Below are 20,681 nucleotides of genomic sequence, written 5' to 3' on the forward strand. Positions count from 1 at the left end.
CTGGCGCTGCAATGCTGTTAAACTGCTGGGCTTTCTTGATGGGTTTAGGCCCGTTTTAAATCGCTTCAAGCCCCCGGTTTGAAGCTTGGAGCTGCTGCATGTCCGAGTACCAACACCGCGCGCGTAAGCGTTTTGGCCAAAACTTTCTGCACGACGCCGGGGTGATCCACCGCATTCTGCGTGCCATCCATGCCCGCGAAGGCGAGCACATGCTGGAGATTGGCCCAGGTCAGGGCGCCCTCACCGAAGGGCTGCTCAACAGCGGTGCGCAGCTGGACGTGATCGAGCTGGACCGCGATCTGGTGCCGATTCTGCAAAACCAGTTTGGCCACAACCCGCGCTTTCGCCTCAACCAAGGCGATGCCCTGAAGTTCGACTTCCAGCAACTGCAAGCCGCGCCCCATAGCCTGCGCGTGGTCGGCAACCTGCCCTACAACATTTCCACGCCGTTGATTTTCCATCTGCTGGACAACGCCGGCCTGATCCGCGACATGCACTTTATGCTGCAAAAAGAAGTGGTCGAGCGTCTGGCGGCCGAACCAGGCGGTGGTGACTGGGGCCGTTTGTCGATCATGGTGCAGTACCACTGCCGCGTTGAGCATCTGTTCAACGTCGGCCCTGGCGCCTTCAATCCGCCGCCTAAAGTCGACTCCGCGATCGTCCGCCTGGTGCCCCACGAAGTGCTGCCACACCCGGCCAAAGACCATCGCTTGCTTGAGCGCGTGGTCCGCGAAGCCTTTAACCAGCGGCGGAAAACCTTGCGTAACACCCTTAAAGCATTGCTGCCGGCGCAGGCTATCGAGGTCGCCGAAGTGGACGGCAGCCTGCGCCCTGAACAACTGGATCTGGCTGCCTTCGTGCGCTTGGCCGATCAACTGGCAGCGCAACCCAGCGCACCAACCCAACCTTAGCCCTTGAGTGAGTAGCAGCGGCAAACGCAGCACAGGCGTCTGCCGCTCAGCGAGTTAAAGCCCTATGAGCGATGAGCGTTATCAGATTGATGTCAGCGTGGTCAGCCGCTATCTCCCCGAGCAGTCGCAACCCGATCAGAACCGCTATGCCTTCGCCTATACCGTGACCATCACCAACAACGGCCAGTTGCCCGCGCAACTGTTGTCGCGCCATTGGTTGATCACTAACGGCGACGGCCAGGTCCAGGAAGTGCGCGGCGCCGGAGTGATCGGCCAACAACCGCTGATTGCAGCAGGTGCCAGCCATACCTATAGCAGCGGCACGTTGATGACCACCCAAGTGGGCTTTATGCAGGGCAGCTATCAAATGCTCGCCGAAGACGGCAAACGCTTTGACGCGACCATCGCGCCCTTCCGCTTGGTCGTCCCTGGAGCCTTGCACTGATGGCGACTTATGCAGTTGGCGATCTACAAGGCTGTTTAAAACCACTGCAATGCCTGTTGCAACGGGTCGCCTTCGATCCGGCCAAAGATCAGCTGTGGCTGGTCGGCGACTTGGTCAACCGTGGCCCTGAGTCGCTGGCGACCCTACGCTTTCTCTACAGCATCCGCAGCAGCCTGACCTGTGTGCTGGGTAATCACGACCTGCACCTGCTGGCTGTGGCGAATAAGATTGAGCGCCTGAAAAAGGGCGACACCCTGCGCGAGATTATCGACGCGCCGGACGCCGACGTGCTGCTCGACTGGTTGCGCCAGCAAAAGCTGCTGCACTATGACGAGCAGCGCAATCTGGCTCTGGTGCATGCTGGCATCCCCCCGCAGTGGAACATGAGCAAGGCGCTTAAGCGCGCGGCCGAAGTGGAGCACGCCCTGCGCGATGAGGCGTTGTTTCCGCTGTTTCTCGATGGCATGTACGGCAATGAGCCGCCGAAATGGCACGGCGATCTGAAAGGCGTGACGCGCCTGCGGGTGATCACCAACTATTTCACCCGCATGCGTTTTTGCAAAGCCGATGGCACCCTGGATCTTAAAACCAAGGAAGGCGCCGACAGCGCACCACCGGGTTACGCCCCGTGGTTTAGCCATAAACAGCGGAAAACCCGCGACAACGGGATTATTTTCGGCCACTGGGCCGCCCTTGAAGGCAAATGCACCGAACCCCGCGTCACGGCCCTGGATACCGGCTGCGTGTGGGGCGCCAGCATGACCTTGATGAATATTGATAGCGGCGAGAAACACAGCTGCGACTGTAAGGAGCAAGCATGAGCGAATTTACCCGCATCCCCCCTGAGCAAGCGCAGAGCCTACGCGAGCAAGGCGCCGTAGTGGTTGATATCCGCGACCCGCAAAGCTTCGCCGCCGGCCACATCAGCGGTTCGCAACATTTAGACAATCACTCGCTGCACGGCTTTATCACCCAGGCCGATTTGGATGCGCCACTGATCGTCACCTGCTACCACGGCAACTCCAGCCAAAGCGCCGCGGCCTACTTGGTCGGCCAGGGTTTTAGCCAGGTGTACAGCCTCGATGGCGGTTTTGAACTGTGGCGCGCGACGTTCCCTGAGCATACCGCCAACGCTGCTGAAGAATAATTCACCCCCTCCAGGCCGCGCCCAACGCGGCCTTAGCCCTATTGTCGGGCGCCGTTCAGCTACAGAATATTTCCTTCATACTTGACCTCGCCGAATCCGAACTATCCTTAACCGTAGCCATCCAACACAAAGTAGAGCGGCCATCAGGCAGCGGATCGTCGGTGTGTCTTTTTTTGGGGTACTGGGGAGATCATCCCGTCTGCATTCGCAGCGGGGCTACCAAGCATCCGGCCGACCCGCTTGCGCTCTGAGCATCGAGCGAGGTGAAGTCATGAGCATATTCAGCCACTTCCAACAACGTTTCGAAGCCACTCGGCAGGAAGAGCTATCCCTGCAAGAGTACCTCGAACTGTGTAAGCAAGATCGCAGTGCCTACGCCTCCGCCGCCGAACGATTATTGCTCGCCATCGGCGAGCCTGAATTGCTCGACACCAGCAGCGACCCGCGCCTGTCGCGGATCTTCTCCAACAAAGTAATCCGCCGCTATCCGGCCTTTGCCGACTTCCATGGCATGGAAGAATGCATCGACCAGATCGTCGCCTACTTCCGCCATGCGGCTCAGGGTCTGGAAGAAAAGAAACAAATCCTCTATTTGCTCGGTCCGGTGGGCGGCGGTAAATCCTCGCTGGCCGAGAAGCTTAAGCACCTGATCGAGAAGGTGCCGTTCTATGCCATCAAGGGCTCGCCGGTATTCGAGTCGCCCTTGGGCCTGTTTAGCGATGCCGAAGACGGCGCCATTCTGGAAGAAGACTACGGCATCCCGCGCCGCTACCTGGGCAGCATCATGTCGCCGTGGGCGACCAAGCGCCTGCAAGAGTTTGGCGGCGATATCAGCCAGTTCCGCGTGGTCAAACTCTACCCTTCGATCCTCAACCAAATCGCCGTCGCCAAGACCGAGCCCGGTGATGAGAACAACCAAGACATCTCTGCCCTGGTCGGCAAGGTCGATATCCGCAAGCTCGAAGACTTCCCGCAAAACGATGCCGACGCCTACAGCTATTCTGGCGCCCTGTGCCGCGCCAACCAGGGTTTGATGGAATTCGTTGAGATGTTCAAGGCCCCGATCAAGGTCCTCCATCCCCTGCTCACGGCCACCCAAGAGGGCAACTACAACAGCACTGAAGGCTTGGGCGCGATCCCGTACAGCGGCATCCTCCTGGCCCACTCCAACGAGTCGGAATGGCACAGCTTCCGTAACAACAAAAACAACGAGGCGTTTATCGATCGGATTTACATCGTCAAGGTGCCCTACTGCCTGCGCATGTCCGATGAGATCAAAATCTACGAAAAACTCCTCACCAGCAGCTCCTTGGCCAATGCCCACTGCGCACCGGACACCCTGAAAATGCTGGCCCAGTTCTCGGTGCTGAGCCGTCTGAAAGAGCCGGAGAACTCCAACCTCTACTCGAAAATGCGTGTTTATGACGGTGAAAACCTCAAAGACACCGACCCCAAAGCCAAGTCGATCCAGGAGTACCGCGACAGCGCCGGGGTGGATGAAGGCATGAACGGCCTGTCGACCCGCTTCGCTTTCAAGATTCTGTCCAAGGTATTCAACTTCGACGCCAACGAAATTGCCGCCAACCCGGTGCATTTGCTCTATGTGCTGGAGCAGCAAATCGAACAGGAGCAGTTCCCCGCCGAGGTGCGTGAGCGCTACCTGCGCTTCCTGAAGGAATACCTGGCGCCGCGTTACGTCGAGTTTATCGGCAAGGAAATCCAAACCGCCTACCTCGAGTCGTACAGCGAATACGGGCAGAACATCTTCGACCGCTATGTGCTGTACGCCGACTTCTGGATTCAGGATCAGGAATACCGCGATCCGGAAACCGGGGAAATCCTCAACCGCGTCGCCCTTAACGAAGAGCTGGAAAAGATCGAGAAGCCGGCCGGGATCAGCAACCCGAAAGACTTCCGCAATGAGATCGTCAACTTCGTGCTGCGCGCCCGCGCCAATAACAACGGCAAGAACCCCACTTGGCTCAGTTACGAAAAACTGCGGGTGGTGATCGAGAAGAAAATGTTCTCCAACACCGAGGACTTGCTGCCGGTGATCAGCTTCAACGCCAAGGCGAGCAAGGAAGATCAACAGAAGCACAACGACTTCGTCACCCGCATGGTGGAACGCGGCTACACCGACAAGCAGGTGCGCTTGCTCTCGGAATGGTATCTGCGCGTGCGTAAATCGCAATAAGGCCGTCAGCAGTGTGTAGCCAAAATTGGCAGCGCACGGGGAGCCGTTATGAGCCATGTGATCGACCGACGTCTAAACGGCAAGAACAAGAGCACGGTTAACCGCCAACGCTTTTTACGGCGTTACCGTGAGCACATCAAAAAAGCGGTGGAAGAGGCTGTGGGCCGGCGCTCCATCACCGATATGGAGCACGGCGAGCAGATCAGCATCGCCGGGCGCGACATTGATGAGCCGATCCTCCACCACGGTCGCGGCGGCAAGCAAACCACGGTGCATCCGGGTAACCGCGAATTCACCGCCGGCGAGCATATTGCCCGGCCGCAAGGCGGTGGTGGCGGCCAGGGCGCCGGGCAGGCGAGCAACGCCGGAGACGGCATTGATGAGTTCGTCTTCCAGATCACCCAGGAGGAATTCCTCGACTTTATGTTCGAGGATCTGGAGCTGCCCAACCTGATCAAACGCCACCTCACCGGTACCGACACCTTTAAAACCGTGCGCGCCGGCGTCAGCAGTGAGGGCAACCCGTCACGCATCAATATCGTGCGCACACTGCGCAGCGCCCATGCACGGCGCATTGCCCTGTCGGGCAGCAGCCGGCACAAGCTGAAAAGCCTCGAGCAGCAGCTTGAGCAGTTACGTTTAGAACAGCCGGATAACCTAGGCGACATCCTGGCCTTGGAAGAAGAGTTGGTAAAACTGCGGGCGCGGATCAAACGGGTGCCGTTTCTCGACACCTTCGACCTCAAGTACAACCTGCTGATCAAGCAACCCAACCCCAGCAGCAAGGCCGTGATGTTCTGCCTGATGGACGTCTCCGGCTCCATGACCCAGGCCACCAAGGACATCGCCAAGCGCTTCTTTATCCTGCTGTATATGTTCTTGAAGCGCAGTTACGAGAAGATCGAAGTGGTGTTTATCAGGCACCACACCAGCGCCCGCGAAGTGGACGAAGAGGAGTTTTTTTACTCGCGCGAAACCGGCGGCACCATTGTCTCCAGCGCCCTGAAGCTGATGCAGGAAATCATGGCCGCGCGCTACCCGGTCAACGAGTGGAACATCTACGCCGCCCAGGCCAGCGATGGCGATAACTGGAACGACGACTCGCCGCTGTGCCGCGACATTCTGCTCAAGCAGATCATGCCCTTCGTGCAGTACTTCACTTACGTCGAGATCACCCCCCGTGAGCATCAGGCCCTGTGGTATGAGTACCAGCAGGTTGGCGAGGCCTTCGCCGATACCTTCGCCCAGCAGCAGTTAGTGTCCGCCGGGGATATCTACCCGGTCTTCCGTGATCTGTTCCAGCGCAGGCTTACCTCATGAACAGTGATGACCAAGCGACCCAGCGCCGCCAACCGATTTCCACCAGCTCCGAGTGGACCTTCGAGCTGATCCGCCAATACGACCAAGAGATTGCCCGAATTGCCCAAGGCTATGGCCTGGACACCTACCCCAACCAGATTGAGGTGATCAGCGCCGAGCAGATGATGGACGCCTACGCCTCGGTCGGCATGCCCCTGGGCTATCACCACTGGTCCTACGGCAAGCACTTCTTAAGCACGGAAAAAGGCTACCAACGCGGGCAAATGGGCCTGGCTTACGAGATCGTGATCAATTCCGATCCGTGCATCGCCTACCTCATGGAAGAAAACACCCTGTGCATGCAGGCACTGGTGATCGCCCATGCCTGCTATGGGCACAACAGTTTTTTTAAGGGCAACTACCTGTTCCGCACCTGGACTGATGCCAGCTCGATCATCGACTACCTGGTGTTCGCCAAGCAGTACATCACCCAGTGCGAAGAGCGCCATGGCATCGATGCGGTGGAGAATCTGCTCGACTCCTGCCACGCCCTGATGAACTACGGTGTCGACCGCTACAAACGGCCCTACCCGATCTCCGCCGAAGAAGAGCGGCGGCGTATGCACGAGCGTGAAGAGCACCTGCAGAAACAGATCAACGACCTCTGGCGCACCATCCCCAAGAGCGCGCAAAAAGGCGCAGGTAAGGACGACAAACGCTTCCCCGCCGAGCCGCAGGAAAACATTCTGTATTTCCTTGAGAAGCACGCGCCGCTGCTGGAGCCCTGGCAACGGGAGATCATCCGCATCGTGCGCAAGATCGCCCAGTACTTTTATCCACAGCGCCAGACCCAGGTGATGAACGAAGGCTGGGCCACCTTCTGGCACTACACCCTGATGAATGATCTGTACGACCAAGGCCTGGTCAGCGAAGGCTTTATGCTGGAGTTCTTGCAGTCGCACACCAGCGTGATCTATCAGCCGCCGTTCGACAGCCCCTACTACAGCGGGATCAATCCCTATGCCCTGGGCTTTGCCATGTACAGCGACATTCGCCGTATCTGCGAGCACCCCACCGAGGAAGACCGCCGCTGGTTCCCGGATATCGCCGGCAGCGACTGGCTGAGCACCCTCAAATTCGCCATGAAGAGCTTCAAGGACGAGAGTTTTATCCTGCAGTACCTGTCGCCCAAGGTGATTCGTGACCTCAAGCTGTTCAGCGTGGTCGACGATGACCGCCAAGAGCAGCTGTATGTACCCGCCATCCATGATGAACCGGGCTACCAGCAAATCCGTGAAACCTTGGCCGCGCAGTACAACTTGGGCAACCGCGAACCCAACGTGCAGATCTGGAGCATTGACCGCCGTGGCGATCGCTCACTGACCCTGCGCCACCAGCAGCACGACCGTAAACCCTTAGGCGACTCCACCGCCGAAGTACTCAAACACCTGCACCGACTGTGGGGCTTTAATATCCACCTGCAGATCTATCAAGGTGAACAAAAGGTCGCCAGCTTGCATGAGCCGCCCCAGGCCGAGCATTACCTCAGCAGCGACATACTGCGCCTAGCCCCCATGCTGCCACCGATTTAATCGCGCCTGCACTGCCTGCAGCCGTTATGCTTGGCACAACGGAGGATTAGTCATGCAGATTTACCAAGTCGGCGGTGCAGTACGTGATCGCTTATTAAACCGGCCCGTCACGGAAGTTGACTGGGTGGTGGTCGGGGCCAGTGCCGAGCAACTGTTAGCCCAAGGCTATCGCCCGGTAGGCGTGGACTTCCCGGTTTTCCTGCACCCGCAAACTGGTGAGGAATACGCCCTGGCCCGCACCGAGCGAAAAAGCGGCCAGGGCTATGGCGGCTTTACCTTCTACGCCAGCCCCGAAGTGACCCTGGAAGACGACCTGATCCGCCGTGACCTGACCATCAACGCCATGGCTGAAGACGCCCAAGGGCAGATCTTCGACCCCTATGGCGGTCGCGCCGACCTCGACGCACGCGTGCTGCGCCATGTCTCCCCGGCCTTTGCCGAAGACCCACTGCGGGTGCTGCGCGTCGCCCGCTTCGCTGCGCGCTATGCCCCGCTGGGCTTTAGCGTGGCGCCGGAGACCTTAGCGCTGATGCGTCAGTTAAGTGAATCCGGCGAGCTAAACGCCCTGACTGCGGAGCGCAGTTGGAAGGAAATCTCCCGGGCACTGCTGGAGCCGCGTCCGGATGTGTTTATCCAAGTGCTGCGCGACTGCGGAGCCCTCAAGCAGCTGCTACCCGAAGTCGATCAGTTATTCGGCGTGCCACAGCCGGCAGCCCACCACCCGGAAATCGACACAGGCGCCCATGTCCTCAGCGTGCTGCGCCAATGCGCCGAGCATCAGCAACCCTTGACCGTGCGTTGGGCTTGCCTGCTGCATGACGTGGGCAAAGGCCTCACCCCGCAAGACCACTGGCCGCAGCATATCGCCCACGAGCACAAGGGCCTGGCGCTAATCAAAGCAATCAACCAGCGCACTAAAGCACCGAAAGACTGTCAAGAGTTGGCGCTCTTGGTTGGCGAATACCACACCCATGGCCACCGCGCCCTGGAGCTAAAAGCGCAAACGCTGCTCAAGCTGTTGCAAGCCTTTGACGCCTGGCGCCGGCCACAACGCTTTGCCGAATTTATTAGCAGCTGTGAAATGGATGCCCGTGGCCGCTTGGGCTTTGAACAGCGCGCCTACCCCCAAGCCGAATACCTGCGCGGCGCTCTGCAAGCCACCCTGGGGGTCACCATACAACCTCTGTTAGAGCGCGGACTGACCGGCGCCGAGCTCGGCCAGGGCTTGCAGAAACTGCGCTTGCAGGCATTAGAGAACTACCGTGAGGAACAACGTGACACATAGTTGATCTGATCCAGTGCTGATAGGCTGTAGCCCTTAAAGCACTGGCAGCAAACATATTTATGGCGCCAGAAATCCTATTCCCCCGTCTGGGCTCCCGAAATTTTTTAAATCTGCTTTTATTAGAGAAGAACCTGGCTCTCTGACTGCCAGCGCATGTGAATCGACCATGATGACCGGCCTCGACGGAGACCTTACCTTGCCCCCCATACGCTTCTTGGCACAGCGCCTTGTGAGTCTTCTGTTGGCCGCTGGTTTGTGCAGTAGCGCCATGGCGCAGGTTGCCGACACCGAACACAACCGTGCCTTACAGCGGGAAAGCAATGTCGCCAACGTGGTGCACGGCATCCTCAACTATGCACGCTGGCCACAAACGCCGCGACCGCTCAACCTGTGCATCGTCGCGCCGACCGAGTACGCCGACCTGCTCTGGCAACAGCCGAAGATGTCCTCGGCTTACCAGATCCACGTCAAACGCCTGCTGGTAGACAACCCTAAGCTGGAAAGCGAATGCCAGGCTATTTACATCGGCGTGATGGAGCCACAACAACGCCGGCTACTATTCAGCCAACTGATTGGCAAACCGGTTCTGAGCATCAGTGAGTCCAGCCAAGGCTGTAACGAAGGCAGCTTGTTTTGCCTGAATATCCGCGACGAGCACGTCGGCTTTAAAGTCAACCTAGACGCCGTCGCCCGCAGCGGCGTGCGCATCCATCCTAACGTGCTGCAACTGGGACAGCGCGCAGGATCACAGCCATGAATCGCCGCAAAAGCGCGCACACCTCACGCCGACCCAGCCTGCGTGGCATGCTGCAGCGTACCCACTTACGCTTAGCGCTCTTGGCCATGGGTCTGACCAGCCTGCCGCTGGCGCTGATCAGTCTGCTGGCGCTGAGCACTTACGCCAGTCAGAACCTGCAACTGACCGCCCGCTCCACTGCTTACGCCCTTGAGGCTGCCGTGGTGTTCAAGGACCGCGAAGCGATCCACGAGGCCATTGAGCATTTGCTGCACACTGAAGACATCGCCCGCGTCGCCGTGTACGACGCCCAAGGCACCCTGCTGGCCAGCCGGCAGAACAATCAACGGCATCTGATGGGGCAGGTCGAAAAGTTCATCGCCAATGCCTTAATGCCCAATGACTTTATCGCCACGATCAGCGACAACGGTCAGCTGCTAGGCACTCTGCAGCTCTGCGGACAAGGGCGGACTCTACTGCGCTACTTACTGAGCGGCTTGTTGGCGCTGCTGGCCAGCCTTGGCCTCACCAGCCTTGGGGTGATCTATGGCTCGCGGCGCATGCAACGGGCGATTACCCAGCCACTCGGCGACCTGTCGCAAGTGGCCCACAACATCTCGATGGATCGCACCTTTAATCAACGCGTGCCGGCGCCGCAGATTGCCGAGTTTCACGAGCTGGCCTACGACTTCAACGCCCTGCTCGATCAGCTCGAAGCCTGGCAGCATCAGTTGCAGCACGAGAACGCTTCGCTCGCCCACCAGGCCAGCCATGACGGCCTCACCGGCCTGCCTAACCGGGCGTTTTTTGAGTCGCGTCTATTGCGCGCCATGCGTGAGGCCCGCGACGGCAACAGCCACTTGGCCGTACTGTATATGGACAGCAACAAGTTCAAGGACATTAACGACCGCTTAGGCCATGCCGCCGGCGATGCCGTGCTGGTCGCCATCGCCCAACGTCTGCAAGCACAACTGCGCGAGGACGACATCGTCGCGCGCTTGGGCGGCGACGAATTTGCCGTGTTGCTCAAGCCTATTTACAGCGAGAGCGATGCATTGAGCATTGCCGACAAAATCATCGACAACATGCAACTCCCCATCACTCTGCCGGATGGCAGCGACATCATCACCTCACTGAGCATCGGCATTGCCCTCTACCCCGAACATGCCGACAGCCCCGACGCCCTTGTCCACGAGGCGGATGTCGCGATGTACCAGGCGAAACGTAACCACTGCGGCCCGACCATGGCCAAAACCCGCTGCGCCGACGCGGAGTAACCCAGCACAGCAGCAGTCCCCGCACGCAGCACGACTAAACACGCAGCACTAAATAGGGAGATTTATTTTGCGCAGCATGATCCACACCTTACTGGCCAGCCTGCTGGCTATCCTGCTCCTGAGCGGCTGTCAAAGCACGCCCCCCAAAGCCCTGACGGCAGAGCAGGTGCAGCTGTTGCAAAACAATGGCTTTCATTTAACCGATGAAGGCTGGGAGCTGAACATGTCGACCAAGGTGCTGTTCGCCTTTGACTCGCCACAACTCAACAGTGAGATCACCAGCCAGATCACCCAGATCACCCAAGCACTGCTCAATGTCGGGATAGTTGGGGTCCTGCTCGAAGGCCACACAGACAGCAGCGGCAGCGAGTCCTATAACGAACAACTGTCGCTACAGCGGGCCAATAGCGTGGCCGACGTGATGGTTAGCGCCGGCATGCAGCGCGACCTGATTGCCACCCGTGGCGCCGGCTCAAGCAAACCTATCTTCAGCAACAACACCCCCGAGGGCCGCAGTGAAAACCGCCGGGTGGCGATTATCATCAGTACCGAGCACTAGCCCGTAACCGGATAAGCCGCTAACAGCTGGGCGCTGGTTAGTTGCTGACCCGCCCAACTGAAGCTCACTGGCCATAGTTGCTGATCGATTTGCGTCTCGCTCCAGAGTTTTGCAAAAGACTGCTGGACGCCAGGATGCACCTGCTGCGGCAACAGCAGCGACAGCGGCCAGAGGACAAAGGCGTTCTTGAGAATTTCCGCCCGCGGCAGAATCAGCCCATCGAAGTTGCCGACCAGATCGCCATACAGCAACACATCGATATCCAGGGGCAAGCCCTTACGCTGCGGGGCATAACGGCCGTTATCCGCCTCGATAAACTTCAAGCGGCGGTCCAGCTCGCCCAAGGGCAATTGGGTAAATCCGGCCACCACCAGGTTGAAAAACGGCCCGCTCTTGATACCGACCGGCAAGCTTTCAAAGACCGCCGAGCAGCGCATATCGCTGAGCAATTCAGCCAGCGCATCAAGCCCCGCGCACAGGTGCTGCTCGCGCTCGATATTGCTGCCCAGGCCCAGCACTACAGGTGTTAGCGACATCCGCGCTCAATCTCCACGCCAACCCCGCCGCTCGCAGCCGCAACCGCGCCGGGCTTGGTCAACTTAAGGCGTACCCAAGGGATATTGAACTCAGCCATCAACAGCTCGACCAAGCGCTCGGCGAAGGTTTCCACCAAAATAAACTGCGCATCACTGGCAAAAGCCTGAATGCGTTGCGACACGGCGGCGTAATCCAGCGCTTTGGCCAGGTCATCCGTGGCCGCTGCCGGGCGGTTATCCCAGCCGAAGGCCAGGTCCAGGCGCAAACATTGGCGAATGGTCCGCTCCCAGTCGTAGGCACCAATCACCGTATCGACTTCCAGACCTTCGATAAAAACTGTGTCCAAGCATGCTCTCCGTGGCACGACAAGGCTGTCGTACCTAGTTAGAATCTGGGCCATCTGCCCGTAACGGGCTCCCTTGCCCGGGATGGAACCATGTTTTGGCTGCTGGTACTGCTCGCCTACCTGCTCGGCTCACTGTCCTTTGCCATCGTCCTCAGCCGTTGGGTCGGCGGCCCCGATCCACGCGCCACGGGTTCCGGCAATCCCGGTGCGACCAATATGCTCAGGGTCGCCGGCAAACGTCTGGCCATTCTCACCCTGTTGGGCGACTTGCTCAAAGGCGTAGTGCCGATTTTCATCGCCAAACTGCTTGGCTTAACCCTGCAACAACAAGCCTGGGTTGGCCTCGCGGCGGTAATCGGACACCTCTACCCGCTGTACTTTAACTTCCGCGGCGGCAAGGGCGTGGCGACGGCGGCCGGCATGCTGCTGGGCTTGTATCCACCGGCGGCACTCCTGGCCCTGAGCAGCTGGCTGCTGACCTTTGTCCTGACCCGCACCAGCTCCCTCGCCGCCCTAATCGCCACGCCACTGACCTTACCGCTGCTGGCCTGGCAACAACCGGCGGCCTTGCTGCCGGTGTGCGTACTGACGGGGCTGATCGTCTGGCGTCATCGCGGCAATTTACGCGATCTGTTTGCCGGTCGTGAGCGACATTTCTGAATCCCCGGCCTGAGCCGCGCTATAGCGCCGGCAACTGCTCCATCGGCCAGCGCGCCTGCACCTTAATCGCCAGATCATCATGCTGACCGGCTAGTAAACGCTGACAACCGGCATAAGCGATCATCGCGCCATTATCGGTACAAAACGCCGGACGGGCATAAAACACCTGGCCCTTAAACTCACCGAGCATGTGTTCCAGAGACTGGCGCAACGCCTGATTGGCACTGACCCCACCGGCAATCACCAGACTGTTCAGCCCGGTTTGTTTCAGGGCACGGCGACACTTGATGGTCAGCGTGTCGACCACCGCCTGCTGGAACGCCAGGGCGATATCGCAGCGGGTTTGCTCGCTGTTATCGCCTGCCGCCTGACAGGCCTGCCAGGTATTGAGGGTGAAAGTTTTCAAGCCGCTGAAACTGAACTCCAACCCCGGACGATCAGTCATCGGCCGCGGGAATTTAAATCGCCCTGGCGTCCCCTGCTGCGCCAGTCGCGCAATCTCCGGGCCGCCTGGATACTGCAAGCCCATGAGTTTGGCGGTCTTGTCGAAGGCCTCACCAGCGGCGTCGTCCAACGACTCGCCCAGCAACTGGTATTGTCCAATCCCATCGACCCGCACCAACTGGGTATGGCCGCCGGACACGAGCAAGGCGACAAACGGAAACGCCGGCGGCTGCTCTTCCAGCATCGGCGCCAGTAGGTGGCCTTCCATGTGGTGTACGCCAAGGGCTGGAATATCCCAGGCCAGGGCCAGAGCCTGGGCGCAAGAAGCGCCAACCAACAACGCACCGACCAGACCGGGACCGGCGGTATAGGCCAGGGCATCGATGTCGGCCGGGGTGCAGTGAGCTTCGGCCAAAACCTGGCGAATCAGCGGCAACATGCGTTTAACGTGATCCCGCGAGGCCAGCTCCGGCACCACACCGCCATACACGCGGTGCAGATCAATCTGGCTAAACAGCGCGTCAGCCAACAGGCCGCGCTCGCTGTCATAAAGCGCGACACCGGTCTCGTCGCAAGAGGTTTCTAATCCCAGAACCAGCATGGGCAGTGCCTTCGTAATAGTGTGTGCATCAGCAAAGGCGCGCATGATAATGGCCGCTGGCAGTGCCCGGCCAGCGCTTTTCGATCACAGGCTTTGCATTCCTCGCCGCGAGGCGGTAACATCCGCAACCCTTAAAAACCTACGTTCTCCAGCGCCATTTGCCAGGAGTAACGTTACCCCCGGTCAAGAAAAAGGTACGCCCTGGATGCCAGCCGTCAAAGTTAAAGAGAACGAACCCTTCGACGTAGCTCTGCGTCGTTTCAAGCGCTCCTGCGAAAAAGCCGGTGTTCTGGCTGAAGTTCGCAGCCGTGAATTCTACGAGAAGCCAACTGCTGAGCGTAAGCGTAAAGCTGCTGCTGCAGTTAAGCGTCACGCTAAGAAAGTGCAGCGCGAGCAGCGCCGCAGCGTGCGCCTGTACTAATCACGGGCCTTAGCCTGCTCGATTAGCTACATGCAACGCTTGAACCCGGCTCCGGCCGGGTTTCGCTTTTAGACTCCGCGTCACCCTCGGGTGATGATCGGAGTCTTTTAGTTTTTGCTGATCCCTGTTCTGCCTGCGCGCATAACAGTATCCTGAGGCGCTATGGCCGGCCTGATCCCACAGTCTTTTATCGATGACTTGCTCAACCGCACCGACATCGTCGACGTGGTGGCCTCGCGCATCCAGCTGAAAAAAGCTGGCAAGAACTACACCGCCTGCTGCCCCTTCCATAAAGAAAAGACCCCATCGTTTAGCGTCAGCCCCGACAAACAGTTCTATTACTGCTTTGGTTGCGGCGCCGGCGGTAACGCCCTGGGCTTCGTGATGGACCACGACCAACTGGACTTCCCCCAGGCGGTCGAGGACTTAGCCAAGCGCGCCGGCATGGAAGTGCCGCGCGAAGAAGGCGGGCGCAACAACAAACCGCGCCAGCCCACCGACTCACCGCTGTATCCGCTGCTCAACGCCGCCGCCGAGTACTACAAGCAAGCCCTAAAGAGCCACCCCCAGCGCAAAGCCGCCGTGGACTACCTCAAGGGTCGCGGCCTGTCCGGGGAAATCGCCCGCGACTTCAGCATGGGCTTCGCCCCACCAGGCTGGGACAACCTGCACAAGCACCTGGGCAGCGACAGCCTGCAGCAAAAAGCCATGATCGATGCCGGCCTGCTGGTGGAAAACGCCGAGAGCGGCAAGCGCTACGACCGCTTCCGCGACCGCATCATGTTCCCCATCCGCGACAGTCGCGGGCGAGTCATCGCCTTTGGCGGACGAGTGCTGGGCGACGAAAAGCCCAAATACCTCAACTCGCCGGAAACCCCGGTGTTTCATAAGGGCCAGGAACTCTACGGGCTGTTCGAGGCGCGTAAGCACAACCGCAACCTGGATGAAATCATGGTGGTGGAGGGCTATATGGACGTTATCGCCCTGGCCCAACAAGGCTTGCGCAACGCCGTCGCCACCCTCGGCACCGCCACCAGTGAAGAACACCTTAAACGCCTGTTCCGCCTGGTGCCGAGCGTGCTGTTCTGCTTCGACGGCGACACCGCTGGGCGCAACGCCGCCTGGCGCGCCCTTGAGGCGACCCTGCCGAACCTGCAAGACGGCCGCCGCGCGCGCTTTTTGTTCCTGCCCGACGGCGAAGACCCGGACACCCTTGTACGCAGCGAAGGCACCGAAGCCTTCCGCGCCCGCATCAACCAGCGCGCGCAACCGCTGGCTGATTATTTCTTCCAGCAACTGAGCGAAGAGGCCGACCCGCGCTCACTGGAAGGCAAAGCGCACCTGATGACCCTGGCCGCACCGCTGATCGACAAGATCCCCGGCAACAACCTACGCACCCTGATGCGCCAGCGCCTAAGCGAGATCACCGGCCTGAATAGCGAGAGCTTAAGCCCGCCGCCCAATCCGCCACGCAGCACCCCGGCCAGCCCAAGCAACCAGGCACCGGGCAGCGATTACCCGGACTACAGCGACATCCCGGACAGCGCCTATTACGACGCAGAACCCGTACCCCACGACTACGAACACCTCAATCCGGCGCCCGAGGCGTATTTTCAGCCCAGCGGTGGTAAAGCCGAAAAAGGCGCCTGGAAGAAAGACGGCAAAAACTGGCGCAAGAAAGGCCAAGGCGACTTCAGCCCCCGCCAACCGCGCACCGCCGTTAGCGTTGAGTCGCCCCACTTAAGCGCCCTGCGCACCCTACTGCATCACCCACAATTGGCGCAGAAGGTCGAGGATGTCAGCCATTTCGCCGGTGAAGACGACACCTACGCCCAGCTACTGGTCGCCCTGCTTGGCGCTCTGCAAAAGAATCCCAAGCTGCGCTCCCTGCAATTGATCGCCCGCTGGCACGGCACCGAACAAGGCCGCCTATTAAAAGCGTTGGCGGAAAAAGAATGGCTGATTTCGGCGGATAACCTTGAACAACAGTTTTTCGACACTATAAATAGTCTTGTCGCCCGCCAACGCGAACGCAGCCTGGAACATTTGCTGCTCAAAGCCCGTCAAAGTGAGCTAAGCGCAGAAGAGAAAGATCAACTGCGAAGCCTACTAAGCCGAACGACCGCGCCGGAAATCCCGAGCCCAACTGGCGCTTAGGAGTATATCTAGGGTATAATCCGCGGCTTGTTTTTTGCCCGCCAAGACCTTCAGTGGATAGGGTGTTATGTCCGGAAAAGCGCAACAGCAGTCTCGTATCAAAGAGTTGATCATTCTAGGTCGTGAGCAGAAGTATCTGACTTACGCGGAGGTCAATGACCACTTGCCGGAGGATATTTCCGACCCGGAACAGGTGGAAGATATCATTCGCATGATCAACGACATGGGCATCCCCGTACACGAGGTTGCTCCGGATGCGGACGCCCTCATGTTGGCGGATGCCGACACCGACGAAGCTGCAGCTGAAGAAGCTGCGGCCGCCCTCGCTGCCGTTGAAACTGATATCGGTCGCACCACCGACCCAGTGCGCATGTACATGCGTGAAATGGGTACTGTGGAATTGCTGACCCGCGAAGGCGAAATTGAAATCGCCAAACGCATCGAAGAAGGCATCCGTGAAGTAATGGGTGCTATCGCCCACTTCCCCGGCACTGTCGACAGCATTCTCGGTGAATACAACCGCGTCACTACCGAAGGCGGTCGCCTGGTAGAAGTGCTCAGCGGTTACATCGACCCAGACGACGGCACCGTTCCTGCCGAAGCCGCTGCACCGGTTCCTGCCACCGCCGACGACGCCGCTGATGACGCCGAAGACGAGGAAGAAGAAGCCGCCAGCGATGAAGAGGAAGAAGAAGGTGACGGCGGCCCGGATCCAGAAGAGGCCCTGCGCCGCTTCACCGCGGTCAACGAAGCCCTCGATGCGGCGAAAAAAGCGCTGAAGAAACACGGTCGCAGCAGCAAGCAAGCCACTGCGGCTCTGCTTGAACTGGCTGAGCTGTTTATGCCGATCAAGCTGGTACCTAAACAGTACGACGCGCTGGTGACCCACGTGCGTAGCGCTCTGGAGCGCCTGCGTGGGCAAGAGCGCGCGATCATGCAACTGTGCGTGCGCGATGCTCGTATGCCACGTGCCGACTTCCTGCGCCTGTTCCCAGGCAACGAAATCGACATGAATTGGGCCGCTGGCCTGGCCAAAGGCAAAGCTAAATACGCCGAAGCCCTGGGCAACCTGGTTGACGACGTTAAGCGTTGCCAGCAAAAGCTGATCGACCTCGAAGCTGAAACCGAACTGAGCCTGGCGGAAATCAAAGACATCAACCGTCGCATGTCGATTGGTGAAGCCAAAGCTCGTCGCGCCAAGAAAGAAATGGTTGAGGCCAACCTGCGTCTGGTGATCTCCATCGCCAAGAAGTACACCAACCGTGGCCTGCAGTTCCTCGACCTGATCCAAGAAGGCAACATCGGCCTGATGAAGGCCGTGGACAAGTTCGAATACCGTCGCGGTTACAAGTTCTCGACCTACGCCACCTGGTGGATTCGTCAGGCGATTACCCGCTCCATCGCCGACCAGGCGCGCACCATCCGTATTCCGGTGCACATGATCGAAACGATCAACAAGCTCAACCGCATTTCCCGCCAAATGCTGCAGGAAATGGGCCGTGAGCCAACCCCGGAAGAACTGGGTGAGCGCATGGAAATGCCTGAGGACAAAATCCGTAAGGTATTGAAGATCGCCAAAGAGCCGATCTCCATGGAAACCCCAATCGGCGACGATGAAGACTCCCATCTGGGCGACTTTATCGAGGACTCCACCATGCAATCGCCAATCGACGTGGCGACCGTGGAAAGCCTCAAGGAAGCCACTCGCGAAGTGCTGTCCGGCCTCACTGCCCGTGAAGCCAAAGTACTGCGCATGCGCTTCGGCATCGATATGAACACCGACCACACCCTTGAGGAAGTCGGTAAGCAATTTGACGTAACCCGCGAGCGGATCCGTCAGATCGAGGCCAAAGCCCTGCGTAAGCTGCGCCACCCAACGCGCAGCGAGCACCTACGTTCCTTCCTCGACGAGTAATACCAAACCCCCCGGCCCTGCCGGGGGTTTTGCTTTAAGGCAATCGACTTACCCCCCCTCCCGCACTCCCCTCACCCTCCCGCCACAGCCAGGCAGTCAAAATCGGCTTCAGTGAGCCCATAAACCACTCAGCAAACAGCCAGAACTCCAACCCGATCAACGCTTTAGCTTGGCGCTAAACGTGGCACTGGTTATACTCGCCCGGCATTTAGGGCCTATAGCTCAGTTGGTTAGAGCAGAGGACTCATAATCCTTTGGTCCACGGTTCGAGTCCGTGTGGGCCCACCATATAAACCAAGGGCTGCAGCAATGCTGCAGTTTCGAGAGGGGGTTTGGGAATGCCTCCGAGGTACAGTTTCGGCACAGTCCATGCCGATGTCTTCGGAGAACAGCATGGCAACTCTCGTCAAAACCCCATCAGGAACGTGGAAAGCGGTCATCTAAAAAGTTGGATGGCCGACAGCTTCCAAAACGTTTCGCACCAAACGCGATACTGAGGATTGGCCACGTCGAACCGAAGACAAGATGGTCAGAGGTGTCTACATCCAGCGCAGCGGATCAAAGCGGATGACCCTAGAAGCGGCGCTGAAGCGTTATCTGTCGGAGGTCACCCCTACCACAAAGTCTTCTACTCAGAATGGCGAAGCAAGCAAGGCAAAAAGCTCACTACCGATCTAGGTAAATACTCCCTTGCAGCCCTCTCCAGCGAAATCATCGCAGCCTACCGAGACAAGCGACTGTCTCAGCCCGCAGCCCGCGGAAGTCATGGTGCGTGAAATTCGCACCCTGTTTACGGAAGCTTCTATCCGCAGCTTCCGCGATGACACCCTAACCGATGATCTGACCAAGCTGCACCTACCTCTGGTTCACCGTAATGAAGTCGTTGCCGCCATCAAGCCTTTAGATTTTGACCAGGCCGAACCAAGCGGAATCCTTGACCACTGTGATCAGTGGCTTATGAAGTTCGTGAGTGCAGAGCGGGAAGGGGTTATTCAGCTGAAAAACGTGCTCATACCGGTGGCAGAGAACGATTCGCCCCGTCACCGCAAAGCGATGCAGATAGCTAAGGACAGCATCTAGGAACGCGGCCTGCAGCTGGTCGACTATCAGGGCACCCAGAAAATCGCTGCCTTCGCGCAGAGCTACGCTCAATAGCCTCAAGCAGCTTTCCTACTAAGCACAAGGCCTGGTGAATCCGGGCCTTGTGCTTTTATTCTTGCATTGCAGCGGCGGGCTATAGGATGGCTACGATTGCAGCATTTCTAGGCAACAGCCGAGCTCACGATCAGTTATTAAACATCGGCAGATAGCCCAACTCGACGAGCTTGGTGTCGTGCGTTCCGACGATGCGGAAGTGATCGCGGTTGCGCTCATCCATCACCTGTTCGAAGTTCACCATGATGGTTCCACGCTCTGGTATGTCGATGAGCTCTTTAGCATCTGGAAAGTCGCTGGGTTTCAGCGTATGGGGGCAGAAACCTATCCAGCCGATGGTTTGCCGGTCTGAGAAGACTTGGCCGTCTAGGTAGTATTTATTAGGCGCTATAACGCCCCAATCAACTTCCGGCCACATGGTTACCGTCAGCCTGAGCATTTCCACCAGCAACGCACCTGGGTCATCTAGCGCTGAAACCAAAGCGCCGGCATCCTCAAAATCAATGCTAGATATAGAGGGCATGTCGTGTGCGTAGTAATTAAAGGCCAATCCCCCCTGTAGCGGATCCTCTTGACCATTCCAGAGCGACAGTGACAACCAGGTTGGATATTCGGTATCAAATCCTGTTGCTGCTGCGCGCTCTAGGTTTTTAGCCTCAGCTACCACTTCAGTTTTCAGCGCCTCCTGTAGTGAGGAGCCTTGCAAATACCATTTACCGAGAAGTGGGTGTAACCCTCCTAAAGCACTCAGATAACGGTGAACCCTCTCCACCTGCTGGTCACGGGATACTGAAGTAATCGCTTGCTTATCAAATCGCATTTTGAACACGAATGAGCGAAAAGGACTTGTCATTCTGGCTCCTTAGACCGACAGATCTGGATTATCGCGGTAGTAGTCTTCCAGTTCCCGCTTTTCACGATCACGCTCCTTCAGGTATTCCTCGTGTTCAGAGTTTCCAGGCATGGGGTTCCAAAAAGCTGTCAAATTAGCCAACCCCAA

At 58.6% G+C, this 20,681-nt stretch carries 20 protein-coding genes, 1 tRNA gene and 1 pseudogene; 18 read left to right on the forward strand and 4 right to left on the reverse strand.

Features of this window, described 5'->3' with window-relative positions:
• Window positions 1-98: 98 nt before the first annotated feature.
• The 11 genes from rsmA (at window position 99) to NTD81_RS10425 (ending at window position 11,445) form a co-directional block, all read left to right on the forward strand.
• A complete protein-coding gene (gene rsmA, locus NTD81_RS10375; RefSeq protein WP_262182198.1) occupies window positions 99-911 on the forward strand; it encodes a 16S rRNA (adenine(1518)-N(6)/adenine(1519)-N(6))-dimethyltransferase RsmA in 813 nt (270 codons plus the stop codon).
• Window positions 912-975: 64 nt separating this feature from the next.
• Window positions 976-1,356: a Co2+/Mg2+ efflux protein ApaG gene (gene apaG, locus NTD81_RS10380; RefSeq protein WP_262182199.1), complete on the forward strand. Its 381-nt coding sequence runs from the start codon at window positions 976-978 to the stop codon at window positions 1,354-1,356.
• Window positions 1,356-2,177 carry a symmetrical bis(5'-nucleosyl)-tetraphosphatase gene (locus tag NTD81_RS10385; RefSeq protein WP_262182200.1) on the forward strand — a complete coding sequence of 274 codons (822 nt, stop codon included), beginning with the start codon at window positions 1,356-1,358 and terminating at the stop codon, window positions 2,175-2,177. Before apaG ends, NTD81_RS10385 begins: the two co-directional genes overlap by 1 nt.
• On the forward strand, window positions 2,174-2,503 hold the full coding sequence (gene glpE, locus NTD81_RS10390; protein WP_262182202.1) for a thiosulfate sulfurtransferase GlpE: 330 nt from the start codon (window positions 2,174-2,176) through the stop codon (window positions 2,501-2,503). Before NTD81_RS10385 ends, glpE begins: the two co-directional genes overlap by 4 nt.
• Window positions 2,504-2,774: 271 nt before the next feature.
• Window positions 2,775-4,697 (forward strand): PrkA family serine protein kinase, encoded by a 1,923-nt coding sequence (locus tag NTD81_RS10395; protein WP_262182203.1) that lies wholly within the window; start codon window positions 2,775-2,777, stop codon window positions 4,695-4,697.
• Between the two features lie 48 nt (window positions 4,698-4,745).
• On the forward strand, window positions 4,746-6,017 hold the full coding sequence (locus tag NTD81_RS10400; RefSeq protein ID WP_262182205.1) for a YeaH/YhbH family protein: 1,272 nt from the start codon (window positions 4,746-4,748) through the stop codon (window positions 6,015-6,017).
• Complete coding sequence (locus NTD81_RS10405) at window positions 6,014-7,588, forward strand: SpoVR family protein (protein WP_262182206.1); 1,575 nt, start codon at window positions 6,014-6,016, stop codon at window positions 7,586-7,588. Before NTD81_RS10400 ends, NTD81_RS10405 begins: the two co-directional genes overlap by 4 nt.
• A gap of 52 nt (window positions 7,589-7,640) precedes the next feature.
• A complete protein-coding gene (locus tag NTD81_RS10410) occupies window positions 7,641-8,873 on the forward strand; it encodes a multifunctional CCA addition/repair protein (protein ID WP_262182207.1) in 1,233 nt (410 codons plus the stop codon).
• A gap of 268 nt (window positions 8,874-9,141) precedes the next feature.
• The gene (locus NTD81_RS10415; protein ID WP_410017142.1) at window positions 9,142-9,630 is read left to right on the forward strand and encodes a YfiR family protein; all 489 of its coding nucleotides are present in this window, start codon (window positions 9,142-9,144) and stop codon (window positions 9,628-9,630) included.
• A complete protein-coding gene (locus NTD81_RS10420) occupies window positions 9,627-10,886 on the forward strand; it encodes a diguanylate cyclase domain-containing protein (protein WP_262182209.1) in 1,260 nt (419 codons plus the stop codon). The genes NTD81_RS10415 and NTD81_RS10420 overlap by 4 nt, the downstream gene beginning before the upstream one ends.
• Before the next feature lie 76 nt (window positions 10,887-10,962).
• Entirely contained in the window at window positions 10,963-11,445 is a 483-nt protein-coding gene (locus NTD81_RS10425) for an OmpA family protein (RefSeq protein WP_262182285.1), read from the forward strand.
• Here NTD81_RS10425 and folK read toward each other — a convergent pair.
• Together folK and folB are read right to left on the reverse strand one after the other, a co-directional pair.
• Complete coding sequence (gene folK, locus NTD81_RS10430) at window positions 11,442-11,981, reverse strand: 2-amino-4-hydroxy-6-hydroxymethyldihydropteridine diphosphokinase (protein WP_262182210.1); 540 nt, start codon at window positions 11,979-11,981, stop codon at window positions 11,442-11,444. The two genes, NTD81_RS10425 and folK, sit on opposite strands and share 4 nt — an antisense overlap.
• Window positions 11,972-12,328: a dihydroneopterin aldolase gene (gene folB / locus NTD81_RS10435; RefSeq protein WP_262182211.1), complete on the reverse strand. Its 357-nt coding sequence runs from the start codon at window positions 12,326-12,328 to the stop codon at window positions 11,972-11,974. Before folB ends, folK begins: the two co-directional genes overlap by 10 nt.
• 90 nt (window positions 12,329-12,418) lie before the next feature.
• Here folB and plsY point away from each other — a divergent pair, with 90 nt between their 5' ends.
• Window positions 12,419-12,988 (forward strand): glycerol-3-phosphate 1-O-acyltransferase PlsY, encoded by a 570-nt coding sequence (gene plsY, locus NTD81_RS10440; protein ID WP_262182214.1) that lies wholly within the window; start codon window positions 12,419-12,421, stop codon window positions 12,986-12,988.
• A gap of 19 nt (window positions 12,989-13,007) precedes the next feature.
• On the opposite strand, the gene tsaD is transcribed toward plsY, so the two are convergent.
• Window positions 13,008-14,033: a tRNA (adenosine(37)-N6)-threonylcarbamoyltransferase complex transferase subunit TsaD gene (gene tsaD / locus NTD81_RS10445; protein WP_262182215.1), complete on the reverse strand. Its 1,026-nt coding sequence runs from the start codon at window positions 14,031-14,033 to the stop codon at window positions 13,008-13,010.
• 205 nt (window positions 14,034-14,238) lie between these two features.
• On the opposite strand from tsaD, the gene rpsU reads away from it, so the two are divergent.
• The 6 genes and pseudogenes from rpsU to NTD81_RS10475 all read left to right on the forward strand — a co-directional run bounded on the left by rpsU (window position 14,239) and on the right by NTD81_RS10475 (window position 19,606).
• Complete coding sequence (rpsU, locus tag NTD81_RS10450) at window positions 14,239-14,454, forward strand: 30S ribosomal protein S21 (protein WP_003290642.1); 216 nt, start codon at window positions 14,239-14,241, stop codon at window positions 14,452-14,454.
• 162 nt (window positions 14,455-14,616) lie between these two features.
• Window positions 14,617-16,611, forward strand: a complete 1,995-nt coding sequence (gene dnaG, locus NTD81_RS10455; RefSeq protein WP_262182216.1) for a DNA primase — start codon at window positions 14,617-14,619, stop codon at window positions 16,609-16,611.
• A gap of 67 nt (window positions 16,612-16,678) precedes the next feature.
• A complete protein-coding gene (rpoD, locus tag NTD81_RS10460) occupies window positions 16,679-18,526 on the forward strand; it encodes an RNA polymerase sigma factor RpoD (RefSeq protein WP_262182217.1) in 1,848 nt (615 codons plus the stop codon).
• 211 nt (window positions 18,527-18,737) lie between these two features.
• Window positions 18,738-18,814 (forward strand) — tRNA-Ile (locus NTD81_RS10465).
• Window positions 18,815-18,919: 105 nt separating this feature from the next.
• A pseudogene (locus tag NTD81_RS10470) lies at window positions 18,920-19,290 on the forward strand (hypothetical protein); the annotation flags it as partial.
• 4 nt (window positions 19,291-19,294) lie between these two features.
• The gene (locus NTD81_RS10475) at window positions 19,295-19,606 is read left to right on the forward strand and encodes a hypothetical protein (RefSeq protein WP_262182218.1); all 312 of its coding nucleotides are present in this window, start codon (window positions 19,295-19,297) and stop codon (window positions 19,604-19,606) included.
• Window positions 19,607-19,811: 205 nt separating this feature from the next.
• On the opposite strand, the gene NTD81_RS10480 is transcribed toward NTD81_RS10475, so the two are convergent.
• Window positions 19,812-20,534: an immunity 52 family protein gene (locus tag NTD81_RS10480; RefSeq protein WP_262182219.1), complete on the reverse strand. Its 723-nt coding sequence runs from the start codon at window positions 20,532-20,534 to the stop codon at window positions 19,812-19,814.
• Window positions 20,535-20,681: the final 147 nt, after the last annotated feature.

The organism is Pseudomonas sp. 5P_3.1_Bac2 (assembly GCF_025465995.1).
GTDB lineage: Bacteria > Pseudomonadota > Gammaproteobacteria > Pseudomonadales > Pseudomonadaceae > Aquipseudomonas.